General features: G+C 55.9%; 24 protein-coding genes and 1 pseudogene. 5 read left to right on the top strand and 20 right to left on the bottom strand.

Features of this window, described 5'->3' with window-relative positions:
- The first annotated feature begins 141 nt into the window (after positions 1-141).
- Positions 142-378 carry a hypothetical protein gene (locus LIX00_RS21760; RefSeq protein ID WP_227357134.1) on the top strand — a complete coding sequence of 79 codons (237 nt, stop codon included), beginning with the start codon at positions 142-144 and terminating at the stop codon, positions 376-378.
- Positions 379-943: 565 nt separating this feature from the next.
- Here LIX00_RS21760 and LIX00_RS21755 read toward each other — a convergent pair.
- The 8 genes from LIX00_RS21755 to LIX00_RS21720 form a co-directional block, all read right to left on the bottom strand.
- A complete protein-coding gene (locus tag LIX00_RS21755; RefSeq protein ID WP_227357133.1) occupies positions 944-1,345 on the bottom strand; it encodes a VOC family protein in 402 nt (133 codons plus the stop codon).
- A gap of 4 nt (positions 1,346-1,349) precedes the next feature.
- A complete protein-coding gene (locus LIX00_RS21750) occupies positions 1,350-1,667 on the bottom strand; it encodes an ArsR/SmtB family transcription factor (protein ID WP_227357132.1) in 318 nt (105 codons plus the stop codon).
- A gap of 677 nt (positions 1,668-2,344) precedes the next feature.
- Positions 2,345-3,232, bottom strand: a complete 888-nt coding sequence (locus LIX00_RS21745; RefSeq protein ID WP_227357131.1) for an SMP-30/gluconolactonase/LRE family protein — start codon at positions 3,230-3,232, stop codon at positions 2,345-2,347.
- Between the two features lie 767 nt (positions 3,233-3,999).
- The gene (locus tag LIX00_RS21740; RefSeq protein ID WP_227357130.1) at positions 4,000-4,611 is read right to left on the bottom strand and encodes a hypothetical protein; all 612 of its coding nucleotides are present in this window, start codon (positions 4,609-4,611) and stop codon (positions 4,000-4,002) included.
- Between the two features lie 17 nt (positions 4,612-4,628).
- Positions 4,629-5,489, bottom strand: a complete 861-nt coding sequence (locus LIX00_RS21735) for a carbohydrate ABC transporter permease (RefSeq protein WP_227357129.1) — start codon at positions 5,487-5,489, stop codon at positions 4,629-4,631.
- Entirely contained in the window at positions 5,486-6,409 is a 924-nt protein-coding gene (locus tag LIX00_RS21730) for a carbohydrate ABC transporter permease (protein WP_227357128.1), read from the bottom strand. The genes LIX00_RS21735 and LIX00_RS21730 overlap by 4 nt, the downstream gene beginning before the upstream one ends.
- The gene (locus tag LIX00_RS21725; protein ID WP_227357127.1) at positions 6,399-7,727 is read right to left on the bottom strand and encodes an extracellular solute-binding protein; all 1,329 of its coding nucleotides are present in this window, start codon (positions 7,725-7,727) and stop codon (positions 6,399-6,401) included. The genes LIX00_RS21730 and LIX00_RS21725 overlap by 11 nt, the downstream gene beginning before the upstream one ends.
- 158 nt (positions 7,728-7,885) lie before the next feature.
- Positions 7,886-9,022 carry an ABC transporter ATP-binding protein gene (locus tag LIX00_RS21720; RefSeq protein ID WP_227357126.1) on the bottom strand — a complete coding sequence of 379 codons (1,137 nt, stop codon included), beginning with the start codon at positions 9,020-9,022 and terminating at the stop codon, positions 7,886-7,888.
- A 545-nt stretch (positions 9,023-9,567) separates the two neighbouring features.
- Here LIX00_RS21720 and LIX00_RS21715 point away from each other — a divergent pair.
- Complete coding sequence (locus LIX00_RS21715; RefSeq protein WP_227357168.1) at positions 9,568-11,472, top strand: glycoside hydrolase family 127 protein; 1,905 nt, start codon at positions 9,568-9,570, stop codon at positions 11,470-11,472.
- Positions 11,473-11,557: 85 nt separating this feature from the next.
- Positions 11,558-13,057: an alpha-N-arabinofuranosidase gene (locus tag LIX00_RS21710; protein WP_227357125.1), complete on the top strand. Its 1,500-nt coding sequence runs from the start codon at positions 11,558-11,560 to the stop codon at positions 13,055-13,057.
- A 114-nt stretch (positions 13,058-13,171) separates the two neighbouring features.
- Here the strand turns inward: LIX00_RS21710 and LIX00_RS21705 are convergent.
- The 5 genes and pseudogenes from LIX00_RS21705 to LIX00_RS21685 form a co-directional block, all read right to left on the bottom strand.
- Positions 13,172-14,259 (bottom strand): annotated as a pseudogene (locus LIX00_RS21705) (M24 family metallopeptidase).
- 79 nt (positions 14,260-14,338) lie between these two features.
- On the bottom strand, positions 14,339-15,058 hold the full coding sequence (locus LIX00_RS21700; protein WP_227357124.1) for a class I SAM-dependent methyltransferase: 720 nt from the start codon (positions 15,056-15,058) through the stop codon (positions 14,339-14,341).
- 14 nt (positions 15,059-15,072) lie between these two features.
- Positions 15,073-15,957 carry an aldo/keto reductase gene (locus LIX00_RS21695; protein WP_227357123.1) on the bottom strand — a complete coding sequence of 295 codons (885 nt, stop codon included), beginning with the start codon at positions 15,955-15,957 and terminating at the stop codon, positions 15,073-15,075.
- Positions 15,958-16,284: 327 nt separating this feature from the next.
- Positions 16,285-17,343 (bottom strand): sialidase family protein, encoded by a 1,059-nt coding sequence (locus LIX00_RS21690; protein ID WP_227357122.1) that lies wholly within the window; start codon positions 17,341-17,343, stop codon positions 16,285-16,287.
- 512 nt (positions 17,344-17,855) lie between these two features.
- Positions 17,856-18,734 (bottom strand): fumarylacetoacetate hydrolase family protein, encoded by an 879-nt coding sequence (locus tag LIX00_RS21685; RefSeq protein ID WP_227357121.1) that lies wholly within the window; start codon positions 18,732-18,734, stop codon positions 17,856-17,858.
- 307 nt (positions 18,735-19,041) lie between these two features.
- On the opposite strand from LIX00_RS21685, the gene LIX00_RS21680 reads away from it, so the two are divergent.
- Complete coding sequence (locus tag LIX00_RS21680) at positions 19,042-20,211, top strand: mandelate racemase/muconate lactonizing enzyme family protein (protein ID WP_227357120.1); 1,170 nt, start codon at positions 19,042-19,044, stop codon at positions 20,209-20,211.
- Positions 20,212-20,254: 43 nt separating this feature from the next.
- Here the strand turns inward: LIX00_RS21680 and LIX00_RS21675 are convergent, their stop codons facing one another.
- The 4 genes from LIX00_RS21675 to LIX00_RS21660 all read right to left on the bottom strand — a co-directional run bounded on the left by LIX00_RS21675 (position 20,255) and on the right by LIX00_RS21660 (position 22,528).
- Positions 20,255-21,016: an IclR family transcriptional regulator gene (locus LIX00_RS21675; RefSeq protein WP_227357119.1), complete on the bottom strand. Its 762-nt coding sequence runs from the start codon at positions 21,014-21,016 to the stop codon at positions 20,255-20,257.
- Positions 21,017-21,184: 168 nt separating this feature from the next.
- On the bottom strand, positions 21,185-21,946 hold the full coding sequence (locus tag LIX00_RS21670) for an NAD-dependent epimerase/dehydratase family protein (protein ID WP_227357118.1): 762 nt from the start codon (positions 21,944-21,946) through the stop codon (positions 21,185-21,187).
- Positions 21,947-21,976: 30 nt separating this feature from the next.
- Positions 21,977-22,114: a hypothetical protein gene (locus LIX00_RS21665; RefSeq protein WP_227357117.1), complete on the bottom strand. Its 138-nt coding sequence runs from the start codon at positions 22,112-22,114 to the stop codon at positions 21,977-21,979.
- Positions 22,115-22,135: 21 nt separating this feature from the next.
- Entirely contained in the window at positions 22,136-22,528 is a 393-nt protein-coding gene (locus LIX00_RS21660) for a Gfo/Idh/MocA family oxidoreductase (protein WP_227357116.1), read from the bottom strand.
- Positions 22,529-22,689: 161 nt separating this feature from the next.
- Between LIX00_RS21660 and xacF the strand changes: the two genes are divergently transcribed.
- Positions 22,690-24,138, top strand: coding sequence for a 2,5-dioxovalerate dehydrogenase (gene xacF, locus LIX00_RS21655; protein WP_227357115.1), 1,449 nt, complete (start codon positions 22,690-22,692; stop codon positions 24,136-24,138).
- Between the two features lie 459 nt (positions 24,139-24,597).
- Here the strand turns inward: xacF and LIX00_RS21650 are convergent, their stop codons facing one another.
- The 3 genes from LIX00_RS21650 to LIX00_RS21640 all read right to left on the bottom strand — a co-directional run bounded on the left by LIX00_RS21650 (position 24,598) and on the right by LIX00_RS21640 (position 26,925).
- The gene (locus tag LIX00_RS21650; RefSeq protein WP_227357114.1) at positions 24,598-25,104 is read right to left on the bottom strand and encodes a GNAT family N-acetyltransferase; all 507 of its coding nucleotides are present in this window, start codon (positions 25,102-25,104) and stop codon (positions 24,598-24,600) included.
- Between the two features lie 144 nt (positions 25,105-25,248).
- Positions 25,249-25,932 carry a TetR/AcrR family transcriptional regulator gene (locus LIX00_RS21645; RefSeq protein ID WP_227357113.1) on the bottom strand — a complete coding sequence of 228 codons (684 nt, stop codon included), beginning with the start codon at positions 25,930-25,932 and terminating at the stop codon, positions 25,249-25,251.
- A gap of 72 nt (positions 25,933-26,004) precedes the next feature.
- Complete coding sequence (locus tag LIX00_RS21640; protein WP_227357112.1) at positions 26,005-26,925, bottom strand: DMT family transporter; 921 nt, start codon at positions 26,923-26,925, stop codon at positions 26,005-26,007.
- Positions 26,926-26,948 lie beyond the last annotated feature (23 nt).

The raw sequence follows: 26,948 nt of genomic DNA, 5'->3' as shown, positions 1-26,948 counted from the left end.
GCATTTCTATCAAGGGAGATATTTCACCATACTATGGATACACGGGTATGGCGAAAACGGATTAACGGGTGGGGACTCCTATTAGCTGGCGGTGCGGCAACAGGGTACTCGGTTAGTCAGTGGGGTACGGACGCACCAGTTATGACCGTGCTTTTCGGGATTGTTGCACTTAGTGGGGCTTTTACTATTGGTGGTCAGGAAAATGTTTATTTTCATCTGCTTCCGGTTATGGGCGTTCTCGCATTTCTCAAAGCAGTTGGTTACTATCTAAATTACGGGATCACGATGGTGACAATCGCGTTTGCTATATTAGGTACCGCGAGTTTCGCTAAAGGAGTTCAAGCGTATCGGACGTTGCAGGGAGGCACTGAAGCATAGGCGTGAATGAGTGATGTCAAAATTTTTTCGTGGGTGTATCTTCCCCTGCCCAAAACCTCCTCTGTCATCAATCCATGGTTCGTGTTATCTGTTAAGGGTTCAACAGAGTCGTGAATTCGACTACGACGGACGCTCTCTGGAGACCATCGCGATCGGAGCCACCACCCGAGAGCGATATCTCATCTTCAGTGGGTCTGCAAGTGAATATGAGGATTGTGAGCGCGAATTGCTCTATGCGTATCCCAACGAGGAATCCGAATGATGTCACTCAATCGAGATCGTACCAGACCACGCTCTGAGCGACTGCTTTGTTTGAGAGTGCTACCACCTACTAGAAAGCGATCACCCATACTAACGGATGACTGCCATTTTGACCGAATCCGCATCGCCCGACGCGCCTCTGATTTCTTGTTACGACTCTCCCTCCTCCCCTTATGCTCTCTTATTACCCGTCATAGTTCATGATTATTTGAGATACCGTCGTTGTTCTTCTGGAATTTCATATTCTAATTTTTTAACATCCATCCGAATTAACTGGGTAGGTGACGTGGCTCAGTCGCCCCTATCAGCCTCTCTGTTGGATGATTTGTATGAGGTTCCCACAGGTGTCATCGAAGACGGCCATCGTGACGCCCCCGGCGGTCATCGGTTCCTGGGTGAATTCGACGTCTTGCTCGCTCAGGCGTTCGTATTCAGCCTCTACGTCCTCGCACGCGAACGAGGTCCAAGGGATGCCGTTAGTGACGAGCGAGTCGCGGTACGCTTCCAGCTCTTCGGAAATTGCTTCATCCTCGATGGGTTCCAAGAGAAGCTCAACACCGTCGGGCGATTTTGGCCCAACCACAGTTAACCATCTCGTCCCGCCATTTGATTCGTCGGTCTTCTTCTCGAAGCCCAGAACGTTCGTGTAGAACTCCAAGGCCTTCTGTTGGTCGTCCACGGGTACGCTTGTTACGTATATTTCCATTATGTTAGCTCCTCTCGGATTTCGCATCGGTGTCGCTCTCGGTCAGACGATCCATCCAGGCTGCTGCTTCCTTGATTTGGTCATTGCCAGCGAACTCCATGACCTTGGTTCTGCCGCGACGCATCGAGGTCACAAGACCGGCCTCCTCGAGGACGTCGAGGTGCTTGCTCACGCCCTGTCGAGACATGTCGACATCGTGCTCCATGGTCAGGCGCGCACAGAGTTCGAAGAGCGTCTGTTCGTTGTTGTCCGTCAACTCCTCTAGGATCAACCGCCGAGTGCTGTCGGACAGCGCTTGGAATACGTCGTCGTTAGAGTCCATAGGACAACGTGCAACTGTTTGGTTGCATATAGAGATAAACCTGCCGGTGAGCCGTGAAGTGGACCAAGCAAAATAATCAGGCTACTGGCTCGGTCCATCGGACTTCAGTCAAGTACATGTTGAAAACGAGGTCCACCTTGTGTTAGTCATGGTCCGCCGGCTGACCACTTTTCCTTCGGGTCTATGATTAAATTTATATTCAAAATTATGGTAACCCCTGGAGAAGCATGATCGCACGCTCTTGCGACCGATCTGAGCTTGCGGCGGTTATTTGGACGCCAGAACTGCTGCGTCTCTCCGTTCGCCCAGAGATATCAATGGGTTTCAAAATTTCTTACTCGATCTTCGAAAGTAGTCTTTCGGCGCTCGCGTGCGAAAAGGTGACTTAACACGGAAGTGCCGTAACCCGAATTTTTTCAAAATTCTGAAGCTAGTAGTACACAATTCTCTGTTAGAATCCATACTTGGCGGTTAAGTCCGTGAGACGTTCTGCTGGTAGGCGATCACATAAGCCGCTTTATTGCTTAAATATTATTCACGTTATTAAGACCATTCCGGAGTTCAGTTGTAAAAGTGGTACTTAGTGAGATCGATACAAAATACCGGCAGACATTCAGGTAAGAAATTTTGAAACAATACTTTTCAATTTTGCTTCAGTCAGCCTCGTTTGGTCTGAACTACTTAGTCGCGACTCTTGAATAGTACTCTGGAACCCCACCTACATGAAGTTCACTTACTCGAAAGAGAGCTCCGGCACCGTCACCCTCTTTTGGTCGGTAACCACCCTCCCCAAGTGCGGTTGTCACGTAAAGATCTTCGAAATCCGGGCCGCCGAAGGCGACGCTTGACACTTTGCGAGCCGGAAATTCGATTTTGCTGATGGATCTCCCGTTTTGATCGTACCGTACGACGACGCCACCGTTCCACCGTGCTGACCATACACAACCGTCAGCGTCAACAACCATCCCGTCGGGAATACCGTTATCCGCCGGTTTTTGGACGAAGGTTCGACGAGAGGAAAGTTCTCCGCTTTCACGGGAATAGTCGAACGCATATATGCGCCGGGCGTTCGATTCAGTGAAATAAAACGTTTTTTCGTCGGCGGTAAACCCCATGCCATTGGCGATATCGATGTCCGAAAGGACGGTTGTCACCGATCTGTCCCTGTCGAGTCTATAGAGTGAACCAAGATGGTTCTCGGTCGGCATCGACCCGCAGAAAACCCGTCCTTCGGGCGTGGCAATAACATCGTTAAATCGGCCATTTGCTTCCCTGTCGATGCCATCAACGACAACAGTCGTCCTAGACGTCGCCGGTTCCCATTTGGTTATGCGACCACCAGCCCCGAAGAGCAGTAGCGCTCCATCGGCTTCGACAGTGAATCCTCCAATGGCGGACTTGTCAGGCATCTCGTAGGCGAGTTCGTTTGAATCCGTTTTGGGATCATAGCTGTAGAGTTTCCCCGGCGGAATATCGAGCCAGTAGAGCCGTTTCTCGTCCGGATGCCACAGAGGATTTTCGCCGGTTTCGGCGTGCACGTCTGCGACACGTTCTATTCGTACCATAGTCAATATCCTCCTGAATCTACATCGAGATACTCTTTGAATCTAATTAAGTATACACCTCGGGCAAGTCTATAGCTTATAATAATTATGAATGTTATAATACGTATATAAGTAGACAAACTCGCTGAATGCACAAGAGCGATTTAGTTGCGATGAATCAAATCCTGCAAGAACCCTTACGAGTGTTGACCCACGATCCGACTGTCGAGCTATCCGGTGAGTGGCAATCTTCAATTGATCCGGACGACGTCGGAGTCGACGAAAAGTAGTGCGACCCCGACGGATCCGTGCCGACGCGCGCGGCGTCAACGTTCCCCCACTTCTGGCAGTGTCACGACGACCTCCGAGAGCACACCAGAATTGCGTGGTGCCGACGAACGTTGCGAGACGAGGTTCGTGTCGAATACACGGAAGCTGGCTCACGGCGACTGGCGGTGTCATCGTCACTCGTCCATGCAAGGCGGGCGAAATTATCGTCTATGGCCTGCAAATCACCGACGCCGTGGACGACCAACCAGTCGCAGCTGTCATCCCTCGACATCTCCTTACCATGGCCGCGGATGAAAAACCAGCGTTTTCGCGCATCGGCAAAGAGAATGTATGGCTTGACGAGATCATTCTTATCTCGCCGAATGCATGTGCACTGGATCGTCCTGAGGAGTCCTTGGTATTCTCGACAGATTCTATTGGAATCCAACGATAACGGCCCGTTCTCTGGTTTGATATCCGATCGATGACGCTGGTAAATCCACGGTCGACCTCTTCCGTTATGGATCACCGTTATGGGCGATTTGCGACACACTGGTCTGGACGACTTCTAAATGAAAGCTGAATAAAATTGCAGGGATTATGATGACTAGCCCGACGATCGAAACGATACCAATTAGGAGGAGAACACCTGAAGTTAGCATGATCAGCAGAGAAAGTAGTGGGTTGTGAATTACCCAGCCGTAGCTCTCTTTTACTGCTTCTACAAATGTACACCCATCGGAAAGGCGGACAAATGTCGTCAGCGATATGATAGAGATAAAAGAGAACAAGTACACACCACCAATAGAGAAGATGATATAGAAGGTGGAATTCGTTACAGTATATTTTTGAAAGTAAATTACCGTGATCACACCGACGATAAGGGGAACAAGCCCTAGTAGAGTCGCGTTGAGGCCATGGCGACGCAGCGTTCGACGAATCATTCTCGTCTCAATCCGGTCGCCATCTCGGATCGAACGTATTGCTGAGTACGCGCCAAGTGTGGCCGGACCGGACGTTACGATAGGAATCGACCCGACGAACCAGCAGATGCTTATTAGTACAAGAGAAAGACTATGTTGATAGATAAAAACCCCCGTCTGCTGAAACGAGCGGCGAAAATGATCCATACTCGTGGTTGTGGTGGTCATCCGGTTGTCCCTTGGAACTGCACTGCTTCGATGATGCGATCCTGTAATATCAAGAACAATATGAACAACGGTAGCGCGGCGATGACCCCTGAAGCCATGATAAGACCCGGTTGGAACGTGAAGGTATCTCGGAGCACGACCAATCCGAGCGGGAGAGTGAACGAACCCTGACTCTGTAGTACCACCACGGGCCAAACGAATTGATTCCAGTTGAAGATGAACACGAAGATGGCCAAGGCAGAAAGGATCGGCTTCGAAATCGGGAGGATAATACGGGTATAGATCTGGAAATTCGAGAACCCGTCTAGTCGAGCGGCCTCGTCGTACTCGTCGGGGATGTCACGGAAAAACTGATAAAGTAAGAAGACCCCAAGCGGATTCGCCACTGCAGGAAGGATTACGCCAAGTAAGTTACTGACGAGACCCAGATCAGCCACTATGGTGAACAGCGGCACCAGATTCACGTAGAAAGGGACAAGGAAACTGGCAACAATGATGCTCAACAATACCGATTGGCCGGGCCAATCTAACCGTGTGAGCGAGAAGGCGATCATCGAATCGACGATCAGGACGAGTACCGTCGCGACCGTTGCGACGATAAAGGTGTTGATCACCCACGGGATGATCAGTGAGCTAGAGATCAATTCCGAGTAATTCGCGAAAGTGATCTCGGGCGGAATGAAATGAGGTGTCGAACTGATTGCGATGCTCTCAGGCTGGAGGGATAGTGAAATCATATAGAGGTACGGCAACACGAACAGAAGTGCAACGCCGTACAACCCAATGTGGATCGCTATCGTACGCAGTGTATTGCCATTATTGATACCACTGATCCGGCGGACGGTGGAACTACTCATGCTGAATCACTCCCGATGTACCGATAGTTGATGTACGAGACGCCGACGAGAATAGCGAATAACAGATAGCCGATTGCTGCGGCGTAGCCGAACCGCTGTTGGCTAAATGCCGCATTATAGAGATAGAAAACAAGCGTCATGGTGGCGTTGTTAGGCCCACCGTTCGTCATCACGTACGGCTGACCGAACACCTGAAACTGCTGTATAAACTGAATGATGACGACGAATGCGATCGCATTGCGCATCTGTGGAAGCGTGATATCTCGAAACGCTCGCCACGGGGTTGCTCCATCAAGCCTGGCTGCTTCGTACAGTCGTTGCGGAACGTTTTGGCGTGCAGCCAGTAGGATGACGAAATTGAAGCCGAGAAGCCACCAGTCGGTGACCAGGGCGAGCACTGGCATCGCCAACGTTGGTGAACCGAGCCAATCTGGTGGATTGTCCATTATGAACCCGAGATAATAATTGAGAGGGCCAAATCCGGTCATTAAGAACAGCGACCAGACGATTCCAACAATGGAGACGGTTAGGATATATGGACTAAAGTAGATTGTCTGTAGGTACCGCCAACCGAACACCTTCTTGTTGACTCCAAGGGCGAGCGCTAAACTCAAAATTACCATCGTCGGCACTGTGAGAACGACGAAGTACACGGTGTTCCATAATGCGTTCCAAAACGCTGGATCCTGGAACATTGAGACGTAGTTCTGTATGCCGATAAACTGTGACTGGGAGGGAAAGAGCGGATCCCACTCGAAGAGGCTCATATAGAATCCCTGTAATAATGGATATAGGAGGAATAAACAGAAAAAAGCGAGATACGGGAGAGAAAACAGGATTCCGTCAATCGTCTCTCGCTGTCGAAAAGTCTTTCTTACACGGTGCTGACTGTCCCAACCGAATCGATCTTTAATTGACATCGTTGATTAAATTCTGGATGCTGTTAACTCCTCGCTGTATTCCCTTTTGAGGCGGTACGTTGTGCGCGTAGATATCAGGGAAAAAGCTCCACGTCGAATCGTTGTTGACATTGAATGGGGTCCGCGGTAGGTAGGCAAACTGATCATCGCTCGCCATCTCAAAGAACTTGGCCAGTGATTTCGGCCATAGTGGTGAATTGCGCAAAGCCTGAGAATTCAACGCGTCGGTCGCCGCCGGTAAATGTCCGGCTCGAGTTCCCCATACAGGATTCTTCTGCGTAATCCATTCGGCGACGTTGACCGCGATCTGTGTTTTTTGCTCGTTTCGATTTGGATTTCGAGGTAACACGATAGTGTGGCTTCCTGATTCGGTGTAACCTTGTTTTTTTCCTGGTGCGACGAATGGCTTGAACATGCTCCATTCAAAACCCTCGAGTGACTCCAAAACAGCCGCGTACCAAGTGCCGTTTATCGTCATTGCTAATTTGTTATCTTGGAACGCAATGTCTGCTCTATTCTCCGATGCGTTTGGGATATCCCAACCGTACTTCCCAGTTATGTCGCTAAATAACTCCGCTACTCCCATACCGGCCTTATCATCGAACGTAGCTTTCGTTAAAGAATCGTTGAACAGTTCTCCGCCGCGCTGATGGGTGAAGGCGATAAACGTTCTAAGCATCCCAATGGGATCGAGATAGGGAGTTGGAGCGAACGCGTGAGCATTAGTTTTGTTCACGATCGTATCACAGGCTTTTTTAAACTCCCGGAAATTTGTGGGAGGAGACTGTGGATCAAGACCGGCCTTTTCGAAAAGCTTCGGGTTATAGTATACTCCGATTGGATGAGCATCCAGCGGGAGCGCTAACTGGTCATCGCCGAAACGCATGCGTTTCCATAACGTCGAAACGTATTTTTTCTCGGCAGATTCACTTAGATACTTATTGAATGGAACGAGCATTTGCTGAAATCGTCCCATTAGCGCCTGGTGCATGATTGCAATATCCGGACCTTTGTCTGCGACCAGAGCGGTGTACAACTTCGTATAGTATCTACTCCAAGGGATCCGTTGTCGTTCAATCCAGACATCCCCTAGCGGTTGTTGTTCATTGAATCGGTCTACAATCGATGCCATCGTCGCTCCGTCGCCACCACCGAAGAGCGTCCAGAATTGAATCGTTGTCTCGGCGCTTTTCTTCGCTTCACCGACAATTGCGTTGTATGAATTACAACCGGCCAATCCTGTAGCACCAGCTACACCGGTACCACCGAGAAATTGTCTCCTCGACAAGGTGTTATTCCCTACACCTGACGTTACCATGTTAACAATCAGCGCGACACACCGTGTTAAACGTTTTGGTAATCCATACACCATAAAAAATGATGTCGGAAGGAGAATGATGTAGCTACCAAGAATACTATTCTATGTAGAATCTACAGATAGAGGAGACTGCATAGGACGGTGATTCTTCTGGGGACTCACTTTGCCTGCGTAGTCGCGTCGGAAGTAACGGTGTTGGGTGAATCGGTCAATAATATGTTCTTCCCCGTCGAGCGGTCGAAAATATGGGCGTCAGACTCGTCGAACGAAACATGGATATTATCGCCTTCCGAGCAGTCGATCTGACCCAAGACGCGCATCTTGAATTCAGTATCGCCACTTCGTAGATACAAGTAATTGTCATCTCCGATCGGTTCCCACACTTCGAGCACTGCTTCGATCCCGTTGGAAGTGCTTTCATCCGCGAACGCCATATGTTCGGGCCGAATTCCGAGAATTAGTTCGTCGTTCGTACTCCGTTTCCGAATGCGACTAGCAAAAGATTCCGATAGTGAATACGTAATGTCGGAGCCAGTGAGCGTCGAATCCAATAACTGTACATCGAAGAAATTCATCGAAGGACTTCCAATGAATTCGGCGACGAACGTATTTTTCGGCTCCGAAAACACCTCTCTCGGCGTGCCAACTTGTTGGAGTTCTCCGTGATTTAAAATCACGACTCGATCGCTCATCGTCATTGCCTCCTCCTGATCGTGTGTCACGTAAACCGTGGTCGTATTGAGGTCTTCTTGGATTCGTTGGAGCTCGGTACGCATGTGAGCCCGGAGTTTCGCATCGAGATTTGAGAGTGGTTCGTCCATCAGAAAGGCGGATGGGTCGCGGACAATTGCGCGACCGGTAGCCACTCGCTGTTGCTGGCCGCCGGAGAGTTCGCTAGGCTTTTTGTCCAACTGTTCTTCGATCCCCATCATTTCCGCAGCTTCCCGCACTCCTTTCTCAATTTGTTCATCTGACCGATCCGAATTGAGTTTTAATCCATAGGACATGTTCTGTTCAACGGTCATATGGGGATAGAGTGCGTAATTTTGGAACACCATAGCGATGTCACGATCCTGAGGTTGAACGTCGTTGATTCGCTGGTCGCCGATGTAAATCGCACCCTCCGTAATATCTTCGAGGCCGGCTATCATTCGGAGGATCGTTGATTTTCCCGATCCGGATGGTCCTACGATAGTAACGAATTCGCCATCTTCGATATCCAGGTTGAATTCGTCCACTGCGACGATATTCCTGCTATACCGTTTTCTAACATTTTCTAGGCGTATCCCGCTCATAGTTGACGTTGTTATCGTTTCCAGTACTTATATCTTCTCCAAGATGTGTAGTAGAATATCTATACCACGATATCTGTCTGAATATTAACGGTAAAGACGGGATACGATGCAACAAGGCTCTAAGACAAAGAAGTTTTCAAGACCGGTCGTATCGCCACAGGAGGGCGACTGCACGGCCGAAGTCACCGTCTTCGAGCAGATGGGCTCGTACACTATCGCCCATCTCGATATCGGCGAGGGCGAGGGCGGATTACTCGCACGGGTACCGGGTCGCAACACTTCGACCCCGGCCGGACGACCGGCATCTCTATTGACCCGGATAGAATCCATCTGTTCGACGAAACCGGAGACGCGGTGTACAACCCACTGCCCCTATCCAAGCAACAAGTTACTGATCAGATAGTTCCCTGTACCGTTAATAGGGAAGTGACCAAGAGTACAATTTGCACTGGACGAAAATCATACTTAGCGGACCGCAGGAACGGGACAGTCGACCAGACCGACGATAACCCGTCAACGAGATACAATGAGCGAATACAAGCCAACTGATAGACGAGATAGCACTTTCAGACGTCGAAATTGACGACCAGTTCTGGTCACCCCGGATAACCCGGAACCGGGAGGTGACTATTGAGTACCAGTACGAACAGCTCGAGGAGTCCGGAACGCTGGAGAACTTCCGGCGGGCCCGCGACGGGAAGGACGGCGGCTTCCAAGGGATGTGGTTCCAAGACAGCGACGCATACAAGTGGCTCGAAGCGGCAAGCTACGAACTCGCGAAGGCCGATGACACCAACCTCCGAGAGCGGGTCGACGAAGTGATCGACCTCGTCGCCGCTGCACAGGAGGACCCCGGCTACCTCAACACGTATTTCCAACTCGTCGAGCCGGAGATGAAGTGGACGAATCTTAACATCATGCATGAGCTGTACTGCGGCGGCCACCTGATTGAGGCGGCAGTCGCTCACTACGAGGCCACCAGTGAGGAGTCACTGCTCGACGTGGCCGTTGACTTCGCCGACCACGTGGACGACATCTTCGGCGACCAGATAGACGGCGTTCCGGGACACGAGGAGATCGAGCTCGCGCTCGTCAGACTGTACCGGACCACGGGCGAGAAACGTTATCTCGACCTCGCGCAGTACTTCGTCGACCTCCGAGGCCACGATGACCGACTCAAGTGGGAACTCGAACACCCCAGCGAGATCGGCGGTCGCTCGTGGAACGACGGCGCGCTCATCCCTGCCGAAGGTGGAGGTAGCCCCCTCCTCGACGAAGATGGTGAGTACGTCGGCACATACGCGCAGGCCCACACTTCCGCCCGAGAGCAGGAGAAAGTTGAGGGCCACTCGGTGCGAGCGGTGTACCTCTTCGCGGGGGTTACCGACCTCGTCGCAGAGACCGGCGACGAGGAGCTGTTCGACGCAGTGGAGCGTCTCTGGGAGAACATGACCACGAAGCGAATGTACGTGACAGGAGGCATCGGCCCTGAGCGCGAACACGAGGGTTTCACGGAGGACTACGACCTCCGAAATGAGGATGCTTACGCCGAGACGTGTGCTGCCATCGGGAGTATCTTTTGGAATCAGCGATTGCTCGAACTCACGAGCGAGGCGAAGTACGCGGATCTGATCGAGCGAACGATGTACAACGGATTTCTTGCTGGAATCTCGCTCGACGGTACACGGTTCTTCTACGAAAACCCGCTGGAGAGCTCCGGTGATCACCATCGGAAAGGGTGGTTCACGTGCGCTTGCTGTCCGCCAAACGCGGCGCGCATGTTCGCGTCGCTTGGGCAGTACATATACTCGAACATCGACGGGGTGCTCACCGTCAACCAGTACGTCGGCAGTACCGTGACAACCACGGTCGATGGGACTGACGTCGAGCTCACCCAGTCGAATTCTCTGCCCTGGTCTGGAGAGGTCACGCTCACTGTCGACACCGACGGACCAGTCCCGATCCGCCTTCGGATCCCCGAGTGGGCGGCCGACGTCTCCATCTCAGTTGACGGGGGAAATGTCAACCAGAACGACGACTACGTCGAACTCGACGGCGAGTGGAGCGGCGAAACGATCGACGTCCACTTTAATCAGGACGCGGAATTGGTCCGCGCCCACCCCGAGGTCAAGAGTGATGCGGGCCGCGTCGCCGTCAAACGGGGTCCACTCGTCTACTGTGCTGAGGCGGTCGACAACGACCGACCGATACACCAGTATGCACTCTCTTCGGAAGCCGCAATCGACGAAGAGCACCGCGACGAACTGCTCGATGGAGTGACCGTCCTCCAGGCGGACGCCGAGGTGCCGTCGCTCGACGGATGGGACGGGTCGCTATACCGCCCGGACGAGGAGACGGACATCGAGTCCATACAGCTCTCGATGGTGCCCTACTACGCATGGGACAGCCGGGAACCCGGCGAGATGCAGGTGTGGATTCGCGTTACGTAGCGGCCCGACGACGTCGGCGCAGCGCTTATGTGATTCAGGCAAACCAGTTGTTTTATATCCTAGGGACGAAATATCGACTACTTGCATGACAAACGCTCGCATAACCGTCCACACAGAGGCGGGTATCGACCGTATCGAACCCGAGCTACACGGTCACTTCTCGGAGCACCTCGGGCGATGTATCTACGACGGCATCTGGCACAGCCAGGAGAGCGACGGCGGGGGATTCCGTGAGGACGTCGTCTCGCTGCTCGACAACCTCAATATGCCCGTCCTGCGCTGGCCCGGCGGCTGTTTCGCCGACGACTATCACTGGGAGGACGGCGTCGGTCCGCGTGACGAGCGCCCCCGTCGGCGGAACCTCTTCTGGTCACAGGATCGCTCGAAGGCCCCCGAGGAACCGAACACCTTCGGCACTCACGAGTTCCTGGACCTGTGCGAACGTATCGGTACGGAACCCTACCTGGCCACCAACGTCGGCTCCGGGGACCCGCAGGAAGCGGCCAACTGGGTCGAGTACACCTGCTACGACGGCGACACTAAACTCGCCGACCGTCGTCGCGAGAACGGTCGCGAGGAGCCATACGAGGTCCGGTACTGGGGACTGGGCAACGAGAATTGGGGCTGTGGCGGCCAGATGACGCCCGAACAGTACGCCCGGGAGTACCGCCGGTTCGCGACCTACGTCGGGTCGATGGACAATCTAATGCTTGATCACGACCTCGAGCTGATCGCCTGTGGCTTCGAGAATCACACTTGGAACCGGCGCTTCATGGAGGAAATCGGGAACACGAACTGGGGCGTCGAGTTCCCTCTTGATCACCTCACGCTCCACCACTATTACGGACGCACGATGTCCGTCGCAGAGGCTGACGAGGAGAAGTACGACAAGTTCCTCGTCGAGGCCCTGGAAATGGACGAACACGTCGAGCGCATCGCTGCGGCGATTGACGCCGTGGCGACCACCCGCGACATCGGCGTCATCATCGACGAGTGGGGTGCCTGGCACACCGAGGCCGTCGCCGAGAGTGGTCTCGAACAGCCCGGCACCGTCATCGACGCGCTCTCTGCCGCAGCCGTCCTCGATATCTTCAACCACCACAGCGACGTGATGACGATGGCTAACATCGCTCAGACTGTTAACGTACTCCAGTGTCTGGTTGAGACGGAGGGCGATGAGGCATGGGCGCGACCGACCTACCACGTCTTCGATCTGTATGCGCCGCACAAGGGCAACGAGGCAGTTCAAACATCAATTGACACACCCACGCGCGACGTCGACGACGACGAACTGCCGTTAGTTCGCGCCTCTGCCTCCGTCGATGATAAAGGCGACACCTACGTCACAGTGACCAACTTGGACTGCCGTGGGGCCCACACCGTCGAAATCGACATCGAGGGAGCGGCATTGACGGCCGCGGACGTCGACGCCGAGGTCCTGTTCGAGGGACAGGAGCCCGACCTTGAAATCGACGCGAGCAACGCCGACGCGTTCGCTGCGGAGGACCTCAACGTCACGGTAGAGAGCGATACCCTGACCGTGGAACTGGAACCCTCTACGGTAGCCGGCATCTCCGTTCAGTAGACGGACCCCCCATTCTCGACTCTGCTTCGAATAACTCGCCTCTCACCGACGTGTTCGTAATCCCGCGCGCCATTGCCTAGCCGCCAGGGAAGCGCAATCTGTCAGTCACCGACACTACTTCCAGAGGATATCAGGGAGCACCATCTCGCCGTTGACGCCGACGGTGTTTGCCGTCAGCGTCGGGAACTCGCCAGTCGTTGAGAGTACCTCGACGCCGTCAGCGGTCGCGAGGACCGTGTCCTCGGACTTGGCGCCCTCGACGGTCGGATTCCAAGCGTAGGCCATCGGCAGTTCGACGGGCGCGTCGAGGTCTGGCGTCGCGATCCACTCCCGCGAAGTGTAGCCGAGTGCGCCGCCCTGGTGGTGGTTCTCCCACTCGGCCCCGTAGCCCAGTTCCTCGTACGCCGATTGGATCACCTCGAACACGTCGCCGGCAGTGCGGTCGTCGGCGCCCGTACGTTGCGTCGCAGCAGCGGCGGTCGCCGCGACTCTGGCGACGTCCTCGTAGCGCTCCTCAAGCCAGTCCGGGGCGTCGAACGCGACCGTTCGCGTGACGGCGGCGTTGAGACCGCGGCGGGCACCGACGACGGTCAGGATCGCGTAGCCGCCCACGTCCGTGTCAGTCGGGGTGAAGTGCCGGTAGCGCTGGACGCGGTCCTCGCCGCCGACGAGGACCACGGGGACTCGATGCTGCGTCGCTGGAGCGCCTGGTGGAGCTGTGCGGCCAGTTCGCGCTCGGTGTTGGACGGCGCCGCGTCTTTCGCGACCGCTTCGACAGCTGCGGCTGTCTCGCGGCCCAGCGCCCGATAGCGCTCGACTTCGGCCTCGGTCAGCGGCTGCGTCAATTCTAATTGTTCGATCCGGTCAAAGTCACTACACGCAAAGTCCGCAGCCGCGGGCTTCGACGCGACCTCCGTGACAGCTTCCTCGACGCCGCTCTCGTGCCACGGGTACTCCAGGAGGCGGATGTCGGCGTCGATCTCTTCGTCGAGGAGCCGCTGGCCCTCGATGTTCGCAGTGACGACGGTGATCTCCCCGCCGTCGTAGCCGGCGGCGGCGACGCCTGCTGCCCCTTCGCGGGCGATTAGGTTGCTGCCGCCGGTGAGCCAGGCGAACATGGGCGGCGTCGCGAACCACACCGACTCGAGTTCGTTCGTCGCGAGATACTCGTCTAACCGATCGAGCTTAGTTTGTTCGGTCATGGGTCGACGTTGGTGGATCAAAGTCCGCGCTCCCCATAAAGTCCGATGGGATCGTCGCCCGGTCTGAGTCCTCAACCGGTCAGTCCAGGCGCCGCATGACGACGCTGTACATCGTTCCCGCGGACTCTGAACCGATCGCATCGACGAGGCGATCGACCTCGGCAATCAGTGGATCGCCCAGTTCTACCGTCAACTCCGTGGCTCTAGATCGGGCCGCGTTCGCGTGGGCCTCGACGTGGCTGGCGGTCCAGGGGACGGGATCGAGAAGCGTCCGTTCCCGCTCGAACGCCCAGCCGTACCCGGCGAAGAGGCGTCGGAGGACTGCTGACGGGTAGAAGGTCATTGCCGGACGACCGGCCGCGATCTCGGCGGCCGCGTTCTGGACGGCGAACAGGTCGCTCACCGCAGCGTCCTCGGGGAGCGGTTCGTAATCGTCGATGACGAGGTGACAGCCCGGAGCCGCGACACGAGTTAGTTCCTCGACGACTGCGGAAAGCGCCGAGGGCGGAAGCACGTTGAACAGCGCGTGGGCGGTGATGAGGTCGACGGAGTCGGCTGCGAGCGGGGTGTTCGTGAGGTCCGCTTCGATCACAGCAGTGCGGTCGGCCTCCGCACGCCCGATTCGTTCGCGGACCATCGTCGCATGGTCGCCGTCGTTAGTGATAGCATAGACTCGGCGGGCGCCATTCGCGAGCAGCCCGGCGGTCGCGTTCCCGACGCCGGCACCTGCCTCAAGGCAGGTCGCCCCGTCGACGGGGCGGTCTTCGAGCGCTACCGTCACCGTCTGGGGAACGTCCATCGGGAACTCCGGGTTCAATGGTGGAGCTGTTCTGGGACGGGGCTCTCGTCGTGGCGAGCCTCCTCGACGAGTGATCGCTGGGCCGCCTCGTCCATACCGTCATACCGGCTCGCGGCGTCGAGCACCATCGCGACGAGCTTCGGGTCGCCGGGACTGACGACGCTGGTCAGGCCCTGCGAGGCGGCGAAGTCGAATCGGTTGCGGATCTCCTCGGGCGTGTCGACGGGCTGGTACCAATTCGCGTACGGGCGGTCCCGCTTAGGGAGTTCCTCGGTCGGCGGCCAGGACCCCTTCGCGAAGGCCTTTATGCTGAGCGTGCCGATGTTCTCTTCGTTTGCCCGCTCGAGCACCGCCTGGTAGTCGTGGTCCTCGTCGTCTTTCCCGACGACGACCGGGTTTAGCGGGAACATCACCGTCTCGAGATCGTCGATGCGGTCGATTGCCTCGAGGATGAGCTGGGGTTTCCCGTGGCTGGTCAGCCCGATGTGATCGATGACGCCGTCGGCCTTAGCCTCCCGCATCGCTTCGAGGGCACCTTCGTCGTCGGAGATCCTATCGAGTTCGTCCTCGTACTCTAGGCCGTGGACCTGATACAAGTCGATGGTGTCCACGCCGAGGCGGTCGAGCGATTGTTCGAGCTTCTGCTTCGCACCCTCGTAGCCCCGTTCCTGAGTCTTACACCCGAGAAAGATATCCTCGCGGTGTTGGCGGAGCTTCGGTCCCAGCTTCAGTTCAGCGTCGCCGTAAGTCGGGGCCACGTCGAAGTGATTGACTCCGTGATCCAGGACGAGTTCCACCATCTGGTCGGCCCCTTCCTGTTCGAGCCAGTTCAGCGCGATCGCGCCGAACGTCATCACGGTGCTGTCATGCTCAATCTCGCCCAGTGGACGCGTTTCCATACCTGTGGATCAGGGGCGATGCACATAACAGTTGGTGGATAACCCACCCATCAGGGTATTCTACCGGTCGATGAACCGGATCACTTGCTGCCGTCGGCGAAGTCCGCCCCGTTGGTACCGGGCGTATCAGACGGCCGCCCGGACGAAGCGACGGTTCCGATCGCGGTTCTCTGATTCGTTTGGTCGACGGTTACGGACGGTGAACGGTGCGGTCGGAGCGATGTGGCCAGAACGGGAGTTCACCGGCTTTGTCCCAACACAGAGAGCACAAACACGAAGCGCGAATGTCCGTGTGGAGAAAGTCAGAGAGAGGGCCTGCTGCGATCGCTACACGTCTTTTAGCGGTAGCGGCCGCTTCGCGTATCTGATCTCACAGAGATCGACCTCGCTGGCGTACGTCGACGTTATTGAGAGCAGTTGTTTCCCGTTCTCCGAGACGACTAAGTCGGTCGTCCAACCGACGCCTGCGGCCGATTCCGCGTCGGGGTACTGCTCTTCGACGTCGATCTCGTCGTCGTACCACAATGGTCCTGAAACCGGGGTCCACTCCCCTTTCCCGGAAAGGTCGGTCGTAGTGAGGAGTGTCCGGCCGCTTCCAGGTGCCTGACTTCCGTCGCCATAGCGGAGCGTCTTCGCCGCTACGAGGACCGTTCCGTCGGGACCTCCCCGGGGCGTCCACGTGATGCTGGGTCCGTTCCAGAGCTGCCGGCCATCGTTCGTCTCGACGAGGGTACCGGGATCCGACGGATCGCCCCAGTCGAGGCCATCCGGCGACGTGCGGACGTGGACCTCCCCACCAGGGACGACAATCTCGCAGGCCATCATGTAGCTCCCGTTCGGGAGCTTCTGGACGACAGGCATTCCAGGCCGTCTGTCTTCGAGGGCTACGTCGATGGTCTCAGACTCCCACGTTAGACCGCCGTTAGACGACGCCTTGTGTGCGAGGCGCTGTGTCCAGTATCCGTCTCGTTCGACCGAGTAGTAACACACAAGGTCCCCGTCTGTAGAGATAGCGAATTCCGGTTCCCAGACCGGATCGTCCTCTGCGGGCCTAGCTTCACCGCCGGTCACGATCGTACTTACGTATTCCCACGTCTTCCCGTGGTCTTCGCTCGCGTAGAGTTCGAGCGACGTTTCAGATAGATCGTTCGGGATCGAATTCACACCTGCGAGTACCGTTCCGGCGTCCCAAGGACCGACGTCGGTCGGTAGTTCGAAGAGGTTAGGCTGGTATCGGAGCCCCCACTCACTCTGCGTATCGCGGAGCTCCGAGAACTTTGACCACGTCTGACCACCGTTCACGCTACGGTAGATCGGGAAATACGGCTTATCGTCGTACTCTGGCGGCCGTCCCCAACTCTCATAGTGTTCGAATGTCGCCAGCAACGTGTCACGTCCTGAGTCATCGTGATTCAACCGCGTCGCACGAGGATACATTGTCCCGTACGGTTTGGCCCACTCTGCTGGCCTGAACAGGGCATCACCACGATGCGCCCGTTCGCTGTTTGATCTCGACGAGCGACCCATGGATTCGGCGGCAGCGTGACCTTTACCGCCTGCGATCACGGTCACTCCGCCCACGATACCGGTTGATTTCGACAGGAAGCTTCGCCTGTCTACCGTCTGGTGTTGCTTCTCATCACGTAATGTCATGTGTATCACCGTTACTGTATTCAGTACAATTGGTATTAATAGTAATAAACATTTTGGTGATATCAAAGTGGGACTAGCGGCACGACATCACTACGCACCCAGACCGTCGAGAAGACGGTTGACAGGTGATGTTGGCGGTATCCCAACTAAAATGGGATACCGAGCTTCATCGCCGGCTTGGATGCCAAAGTGGTGTCAATCTTATAGTGGCGTCGGGCGTGGACTATTAATGGCGACTTTGATTCTTAGGAAATTTCGAGAGTCTCGACGGTGTTTTCGAGGGTTCCGATATTCTCGATTTCGATAGCGACTTGGTCACCTTCTTCAAGCGTTACGTTGTCAGGGGGGATGATCGAGGTTCCCGTCAGCAGTGCCGTCAGTTCCGGGACTTTGTTGTAACGGCTGAAATACGAGGCCAGTTCCTCACAGGTTCGAACCATTTCGCTCGTTGAAGTAGAGTCTCGGAAGACGGTTCCACCGTCGCGTGTAATGGTCAGTTCCATCTTCACGTCAAGCGGATCCCCAACGGTCTCCTCGGTTGCAATACAGGGACCGATTGCACAGCTCTTCGAGTAGATCTTGCTCTGTGGGAGATAGAGCAGATTCTCTTGTTCGATATCTCGACTACAGACGTCGTTTCCGACGGTGTAGCCGACGATGTCCCCCTTATAGAGTATCAAGGTGAGTTCCGGTTCCGGGACATCCCAATTGGAGTCACCCCGAATACCAATTGCGTCGTTCGGTCCAACTGTCCGACTCGGGGTTCCCTTGAGATATACTTCGGGGCGGTCAGCCTCGTAAGCGTTTACGTATGACTCGGCGAGTCCGCCTTTGTCCTGTCGCGCCTCTTGGCTGATGGCATACGTTACCCCAGCTCCCCACACTTCGTCGGGGTCAATAGGACGGACAAGGTGCGTTCGGACGGTCTCGATGTCTACGATCGGAGCATCTTCCGCCAAGTCGGTGGCAACTTCATCGATACGTCTGTCGGTCAGCGACGCTGCAGAAGCCAACTCGATGAAAGAGGTGGGACTTTGGTCGGTCGCTGTAAGATCGTATGCTGTCGAATCCTCACGTGCGATGAGTGAGACGGAGTCTTCTCGTTCGATGCGATAATATCGCATACTCCTTCCACGGAGAGCTGTTCACAAATACCTTTCTCTTCCGGAGATGAGTTGAATTAAAGCTATGCTTCCGGTATGAGCGGAAAACACAAGCGCCTTGGCGTTACAATTCTATTTCTGTAATGGGTAGGAGTTCGGACGTGAAACACTCCGTTTTAGTGTGATTCAGCTGCGTACTTCGTTTCCGGTAATAACGGAAACAGCGCTACAATCTGAGTGGGAACGGCTATAGTACCGGTGATCAAGATAACTCCCTAACTTGAGAGGAGTCGGTGGATTTAATACGTCGCTTATCCCCCATTCATGTATGTCGCAGACGAGTATCACAGACGTAGAAACGTATATCGTCGCGAATCCATGGAAACCATGGGTATTCGTCCAGCTCGAAACCGATGCGGGTGTCACCGGACTCGCAGAGGCCACAACACACGATAAACCGCGGACGGTCGCAGCAGCAATCGAGGAGATGTCGAGCTACTTTATCGGGAAGGATCCATTCGACACTGAGCAAATTTGGCTGGAGATGTACCGCGATGAGTGGTTCTCGAAGAACGTCATTAACACGACGGTCTGTTCGGCAGTGGACATGGCCTGCTGGGACATCAAGGGAAAGCTGCTCGATAAGCCCGTTTATGAACTCCTCGGTGGGAAGGTTCACGGTGACCGGCTGCGCGCGTACGCAAACGGTTGGTACACCGATGCTGACGGGCAACCGGAAGGGTTCGCCCGAGCAGCAAAACGTGTCGTCGACGACGGGTACGACGCGATGAAGTTCGATCCCTTCAGTACCGCCTGGCAGCGAATGAGTAAAAAGGAACTTAACCACTCAGTCGACATCGTCCGGGCTGTTAGAGAAGCTGTTGGGCCGGACGTCGACTTGCTCATTGAGGGCCATGGCCGCTTCACCGCCGGTCAAGCCGTCGACGTTGCACGCAAACTCGACGAGTTCGAACCGACGTGGTTCGAAGAGCCTTGTCCACCGGACTCTATCAACAGTCTCGGGGAAGTAGCTGACAAATCGCCGATCCCCATCGCAACGGGCGAACGCCATATGACAAAACACGACTTCTTCGAGTTGGTCACCCGAACTGACGTTGATATCGTTCAGCCAGATCTGATGAACACTGGTGGTGTAACCGAAGGAAAGAAAATTGCAGGCATCGCCGAGGCAGATCACGTCAGCTTCGCACCGCATAACCCGCAGGGGCCGGTCGCGACGGCAATCTACGCGCATCTGTGTGCGACCGTCCCGAACTTCATGATCCAAGAAGTGTTCCAAACGTACGACGTCGAATGGGTCGATGACCTCTTACAAGAACCAGTATCCGTACAGGACGGCCACGTCCACATCCCAGACGGCTCAGGCTACGGTATTGAACTCGACATGGACATGGTCGAGGAACACAAGTACAGCGAGGATCACGTACACACCATCAACCTCTTCGAAAAGGACTGGGAGACACGCCAACTGAATTAACGGATCGTTCAATTTTATCGGAAGACGATCATATGCGGTCACATTATCGATATTTCATATTCACCTCAATGACGTTTGCAGTTCGCAAAACCAACTCCGGAATGTTCTCGAAGAAATCCTTGTCCTTCATTCCACTCTTCGGACCAGAGACGCTCACCGCGCCAATCACCTCGCCACTGCTTTCGGTGAGCGCCGCACCCACGCATCGAACACCCTGAATCCGTTCTTCGGTATCCGTCGCAAACCCTTGCTCCCGAACCGTGTCAAGTTCCTCAAAAAGGACGTCTCTATCGGTAATGGTATTTTCGGTAATCGCTGGGAGGCCGTGAATGTCGATGATTTCTTCCACCCGCTCTTTGGGAAGTTCGGCGAGAATAGCCTTCCCCGCACCGGTGGTCTGAAGATGAACTTGTTTGCCGATGTGTGTATCGAGTTGGAACGCATCTTCTCCTTCGGCCTTTGCGTAGAAGATTCCCCGACCGAATTCCTCTATCATGAGATTCGCGTGTTCGCCCGTCTTGTGGGCCATCTTCTGTATTTCTGGTTCGGCGATTTGGTAGAGGTGATCGTTGTTTCGGCAGTACCCGCCGATCTCCAAGAATCGGGTTCCGAGAATGTATTTGTTGCCCTCCTTGCGGACGAACTCGTTCCGTTCGAGCGTCCGCAGGTGATCGAAAGCCGTGCTCGTTGGCACGGAGAGGTAGTCGGCAATATCGGAGATGCCAGCGGTTTCGAGTTCACGTAATGCCTCGATGATGCGAATCGTGGTTTGAGTCGCCTGGACTGGTGTGTCTTGCGTTGGCATGCGCTACAACAGATGAAATTTATCCATATAATCGTTCCGGTGATGCCGGAAGTGTATCGAAAAGCGTTCGCTGTTTGAGTAAACAGCCGTATCACCGTTATGTTGCTTCCGTCCTTGAATATTTGAGTCGCGACTGACCGTCCCACGATCGGGAGTAGTATGGAGTTATTACTCCACAACAGTGGCTGAGTTGTCGACCGGGGCGTACCCCAGTTGGCGCTGCGTTTCGGTTATCGAGAGGTATCGCTCCTGGTTGGCAGACACCAGGTTCACCGAGACGGGGTTCCGATCTAGCGGCGTCTCGACCGCCTTTCGTATACCGTCCCTGCAGTCGTCTGGACTCAACCACATTGCGCGAGCGTAGCGTGCAATTGCTGAATCGTCAGCTTGGCGCTCAAGTAATTCTTCCTCCGTCAGGAGCCACCCAATCCGGAGGTTGACGACCTCAAGTCCATGTCGCATCGCGTAGTAGTTCCCCAGCGCCTCACCAGCGACCTTGCTGACGGCGTAGTACGAATCCGGGCGGTGTGGCGCGTCGGGTCTGACGGCGGTCGCGTTCTCGCGGACCGTCTCCGGTCGGCTACGCTGATCGATGTTGTACATCTGATGAATATGGTTCGTGCTTGCGAACACGACTCGGTCGACATCGTTGGCTAGCGCCGCCTCGTATATATTGTACGTCCCGCCGATGTTCGTGGACAACACGCTCTCCCACTCGGCCTCCGGCGAGGGGTTCCCGGCGAGGTGGACAACTATATCCTGATCCTCGAAAGCTGTCATGAGGGCCACTCGATCTTCCACATCAAGCACGATACTATCGAGATTGTCGTGCTCGCGATGGGTGACGGGGGTCACATCGTGATCTTGTAGTCCACTGCGAGCAACTGAACCGACGCTTCCTGCCGCACCGGTGATGACAATTTGGGCCATACGCTCACGTCACATCGGGGAAATATAAAATTAGGAGGAGCCGGCCAGTTCCGAGTCGAGTCGCCACTGGTCGAGGTCGGTCGAAACCACGTCGAGCATCCGCTGCCCCATGTGACCACGGACGGCGACCCGGTCGCCGATCGCTCCGTCGCGGACGAGTTTGCGCATTCGACGAACTTAGGGGTCAGTCTACATTCGATAGGGGATCATCAGCGGTACGTTCTCGGTGGCCGCGACGAGTTTTTCGGCTCGGTCCAGCGTCGCCTCTACCGACTTCTCGCGGAGAATTGCCTTCCTGTGTTCGGACGCAACTGCCACGTAGAGGAGGTGATACACGTCCGGCGTACAGACGTACACCACATCGCACACCCCTATCGCCTCGTCGTCGACGAACTCCTCGTAGGTGATGGCTACGGTGACGGTCGAGGTTTCGTCGGCGACGTCTTTGGCCCTTTCGCGGCTTCCACTGGCGGCGGTCGTCTCACAAAACTTCGGCTGTTTGACCGCCGGGATGGTCTGCTCGCACGTCCTCCAGCCGAGTCCCACCCTCACAATCTGAAGGGTTCCCGACTCCCACACCACTCAGTCCGCTGTCTGACGCGGCACAGGTAGTCATTAACTGCCATGACTTTAAATTCGAGGTGACCGGCGAAGGTGCAGTGGACTTCCGGCATCGCGGTTTGTCGGCGTCAAACCTCCTCGTACCGAAAGAATCGTATAGGGTCGACAAGAATCGGCGTATGATGTCAGAGTACAAGCGGAATTACGTTAACGGAGAGTGGGTCGAATCGAAATCTGGCGAAACCTTCGACGTCGAGAACCCTGCGAATCCGAGCGAGGTCGTCGCGCGCTATCAATCCTCCACCGAAGACGACGCAACCGAGGCAGTCGAATCCGCCGCTGCCGTAGCGGCGGAGTGGGCGGCGACGCCCGGGCCGGAGCGCGGCAGAATTCTCCGCTCGGCTGGAGTTCTGCTCGATGACCGCAAGGACGAACTAACGGATCTGCTCGTCGCGGAGGAGGGCAAGGCCTACGCAGAAGCCAGCGGGGAGGTTCAACGCGCTATCGACATCTTCCACTACTTCGCCGGGAAGGCGGCCGACCTCGGCGGAACGATAAAATGCTCTAGCACTCTGAATCAGAATCTCTACACGGTCAAGGAACCGGTCGGTGTCGCCGCCCTTATCACACCATGGAACTACCCCATCGCCATCCCCGCGTGGAAGCTCGCGCCGGCGCTCGCAACGGGGAACACGGTCGTTCTCAAACCGGCGTCGTTAGCCCCCGGCGTCGCCCTCGAACTCGCGCGGGCGCTGGAGGAGGCGGGTCTCCCCGACGGCGTGCTGAACGTCGTCACGGGATCGGGGAGCACTATCGGTAGCGAGTTCATCGAACACGATGCGGTGGACGCGGTGTCGTTCACCGGCAGTAGCGAGGTGGGAGAGATAGTCTACGAGCGAGCGACCAAGGGGGGCAAGCGCGTTCAGACGGAACTCGGCGGCAAGAACCCGACCGTCGTCGCGTCCTCTGCCGACCCGGCAGAGGCGGCGACAATCGTCGCCAACGGGGGGTTCGGGACGACCGGTCAGTCGTGTACCGCGTGTTCCCGCGCCATCGTCCACGAGAGCGTCTACGACGAGTTCGTCGACGAACTCGTCGACCGTGCGAAGTCGGTCGATATCGGTCCCGGCGCGGAGCACGAGATGGGGCCGCAGGTAAGCCAAGGCGAACGCGACTCGACACTCAAGTACATTGAAATCGCCGAGGGCGAGGGTGCGACGCTGGTCGCCGGCGGCGGCGTCCCCGCGGGAGCGAAGGTCGAGTCGGGCTACTTCGTCGAACCGACCGTGTTCGTCGACGTGTCCCCGGACATGCGCATCGCCCAAGAGGAGGTCTTTGGACCGGTCGTCGCCGTCATCGAGGTGAGCGACTTTGACGGGGGCCTGGCGGTGGCGAACGACGTTTCCTACGGCCTCTCGGCGAGCATCGTCACCGACGACCACGCAGAAGCGAACCGGTTCGTCGACGAGGCGGAAGCCGGCGTGGTGAAGGTAAACGAGAAAACGACAGGCCTCGAACTCCACGTCCCCTTCGGCGGCTTCAAGCGGTCCTCCAGCGAGACGTGGCGCGAACAGGGCGACGCGGGACTGGACTTCTACACGATAGAGAAAACGGTGTACGACAGTTACTGACCGAGATTACTCAGTCCGGGAGAGAGCCGATGTTTGAGAGTTTCGCTGTCGGCGATCTCAGAAGTCCCTCGTTACTATTGTTCGTTCGACAAGACGGGGGAATTGAGGGCCGATCTGAGAAAGTCTTCCCTCACTGACTCGGCCGAAACCACGCATCATAGGTCCGCTGAAGATGAAAGTTCGTCCCGCAACTCCACTCAAATGACCCTTACTTATTTTGGTTCCAGAAGGGAACACCGCTGTTCTCGGGGGTGGTCGAGTCATCCCGCTGACGAGGCAGAGCGACGATCACGACACCGCCACACCCCGTACCTTCGAACATCACATTCGGGCCAAACTGTCCAAGGTACTCCCAACCAAGGGGCAGGTGCGTACAGTTTCTCGCACCCGTGATGACGTATTTGCGGGGTTGTATCGTTTCCCTTGGTGATTGCGTTCGGCCATCAAACAGTGAACCGTTTAGAGGAAGATCTCGAATTTCTGGTGGGTGATTTCCGGTCCCCAATCTTGTCGAGTCTCCTCTTCGACGAGCGTGAATCCGCGCTCCTCGTATAGATGACGCGCCGCTTCGAGACCTTCATACGTCCACAGATATACCCGCTCGAAGCCAACCTCTTCGCAGAACGCTATTGCTCGATTCATCAATTCACGGCCGAGGCCCTGCCCGTGGAGTTCTGGTGCGAGGACAACCCAGCGGAGACGTGCGCCCTCTTCGTCATCGTTGTGACCACCGTCTATGACGAGCGATCCCATGACCTCCCGTTCGTCGTCAGTGTCGGGGTTACTCATCACCAACCAGAGTCGGTTGTCTGCATCATCATAGCGCCCGAGAAACTCCGCGAGTTCTACGGCGACTTCACGTGAAAACTCGTAATCGAGATCCCAGTACTCGCTGTAGTAGGTTTCGTGGAGTTCGATGATACGACCGAGTGCGCCGGGAATGTAGCCAGTTTGAATCTCAGGCATGGGTGACCTCCGAGGCGATGAACCGTGAGTCGAGTTGGGCCGTCATATCTAATCAATCGATTAGTTAGATTCCCTTGTAAAGTTTTCGTAAGCTCTCAGTCTCTCTTCGAAAAATCAACGTAAACCGCTCGCATGGGATTGAGCTCAGTCGTCGCGTGCGACGAGAAGATCGTCAAGGATGAGGTCGACAAGTGCGTTACGCACCGTGGAAGCGACATCGTCGTGCGTGAGCGAGACGTGATAGGCACGCCCGCCCAACATCGTCGCGAGGAGGAGGGTCGCAACCTGTCCGGGGTCGACCTCGCGGAACACACCCTGCTCTACGCCCTCTTCGATCGTCGCGACCATCAGATCCCAGGCGTAGTCGTAGTTGACGGTGAACTGTTCACGAAAAGACTCGTTTCGACCAGCCTGCGCTCGCAACTCCAACAGCGCCATGCTGAGTTCCTCTCCGCCGAGCGGCGGACGGTCATCGGCCCGTTCGATCGGCCGATCCGGGTTGTCGATTCCAACGAGGACGACGAGCAGGGCGTCGACGATCACGAGGAGTCGATCATGAGGGTCCTCGATTGCCTCGATATCGAACTGGTTTGTGTGTTCGTCGACGAGGTTGTCCAGAAGATACTCCAGAAACGCCGAAAGGAGCTTTTCCTTCGTGTCGTAGTGATAATGCAGCACAGCAGTCGTCATCTCGAACTCGTCGGCGATCTTCTGGATCGAGAGGTTGGCATACCCGTGCTTGCAGAGCGCTCGATGAGTCGCCTCCATAATCGCTGCCCGAGTCTCAGCTGATCCCGCTCGTTCTTGTCGATCCTCTGGGGAACTCATTGGTCCATTAATCGGTTAGTTAGCATCATAAGCCCACCGACGCGTAGACGTGTTCTCGTACGACATCCCATCCTAAGGGAGCGCACGTCGGAGTCGGCTGACTTCTCGTGTGAGGCTTTGATACTCGATGAGGACAAACCCCGTCGCGATGACGACGAATCCAACGAGGGTTAGTAGCGAAAGCTGTTCTCCGAGAAGCAGCCATCCGAGGAGTGCCGTGACGAGCGGAGAGACGTATGTGAGGAGGTTCACTCGAACGGGTCCTACGGCTTCGAGTAAGCTGAAATACGCGACGTAGCCGATCGGCGTTGCAATAATCCCGTTGTACACGACCGCGAGGAGTGCAACCGGTGTCCACGAGACGGTCTGTATGGGCTCACCACGTGCAAGACTCAGTATGAACATCGCGAGCCCGCCGACGAGCGTGGCCCACGCCGTAATCGCGAGCGGAGACAGTGAACTCTGTAAGTGGCGGAGCGCGACACCGCCGATGGCGAGGGAAACCGCGGCGAGAAAGAGGATCCCCATCCCGATCACTGTGACTGAAAAGAAATTCGATGGATCTGGATGCGCGACAATGCTGACGCCGACGAGTCCAAGAACAACTCCTCCTACACCTCTCCGTGTAAGACGGTTGCTCGGCAGAACGACAGCGGCGAGTCCGACGGTGAGAATCGGGCTGAGACTGATGAGAATCGCCGCCGTCGCGCTTGTGGTGTACTGCTGTCCGACGAAGAGAAAGACGTTCGCCGCTCCAACCACCAGCCCACCGCTGGCGAGAATCGTCAGATAATCGGTGTGCGTTTGCGGGTGGAGCGGTTCCGTGCGGATCGCAACGTACGGAAGGAGGAGAGTTGCGGCAGTGAGAAATCGCAGTGAGGCGAAGAAAACGGGCGGGAGATACGGAAGCCCAGCTTTATTGGCGACATACATCCCGCCAGTGAGAATCGCCGCGGTGAGGAAGAATGCCGCATTTCGATGGCGCGAATCCATATCCCCACCATTTAACTAACCGA

Origin of the sequence: Haladaptatus salinisoli (assembly GCF_020614375.1) — an archaeon.
GTDB classification, from domain to species: Archaea; Halobacteriota; Halobacteria; order Halobacteriales; family Haladaptataceae; genus Haladaptatus; species Haladaptatus salinisoli.
This window is presented reverse-complemented; position numbering and strand designations above follow the sequence as displayed.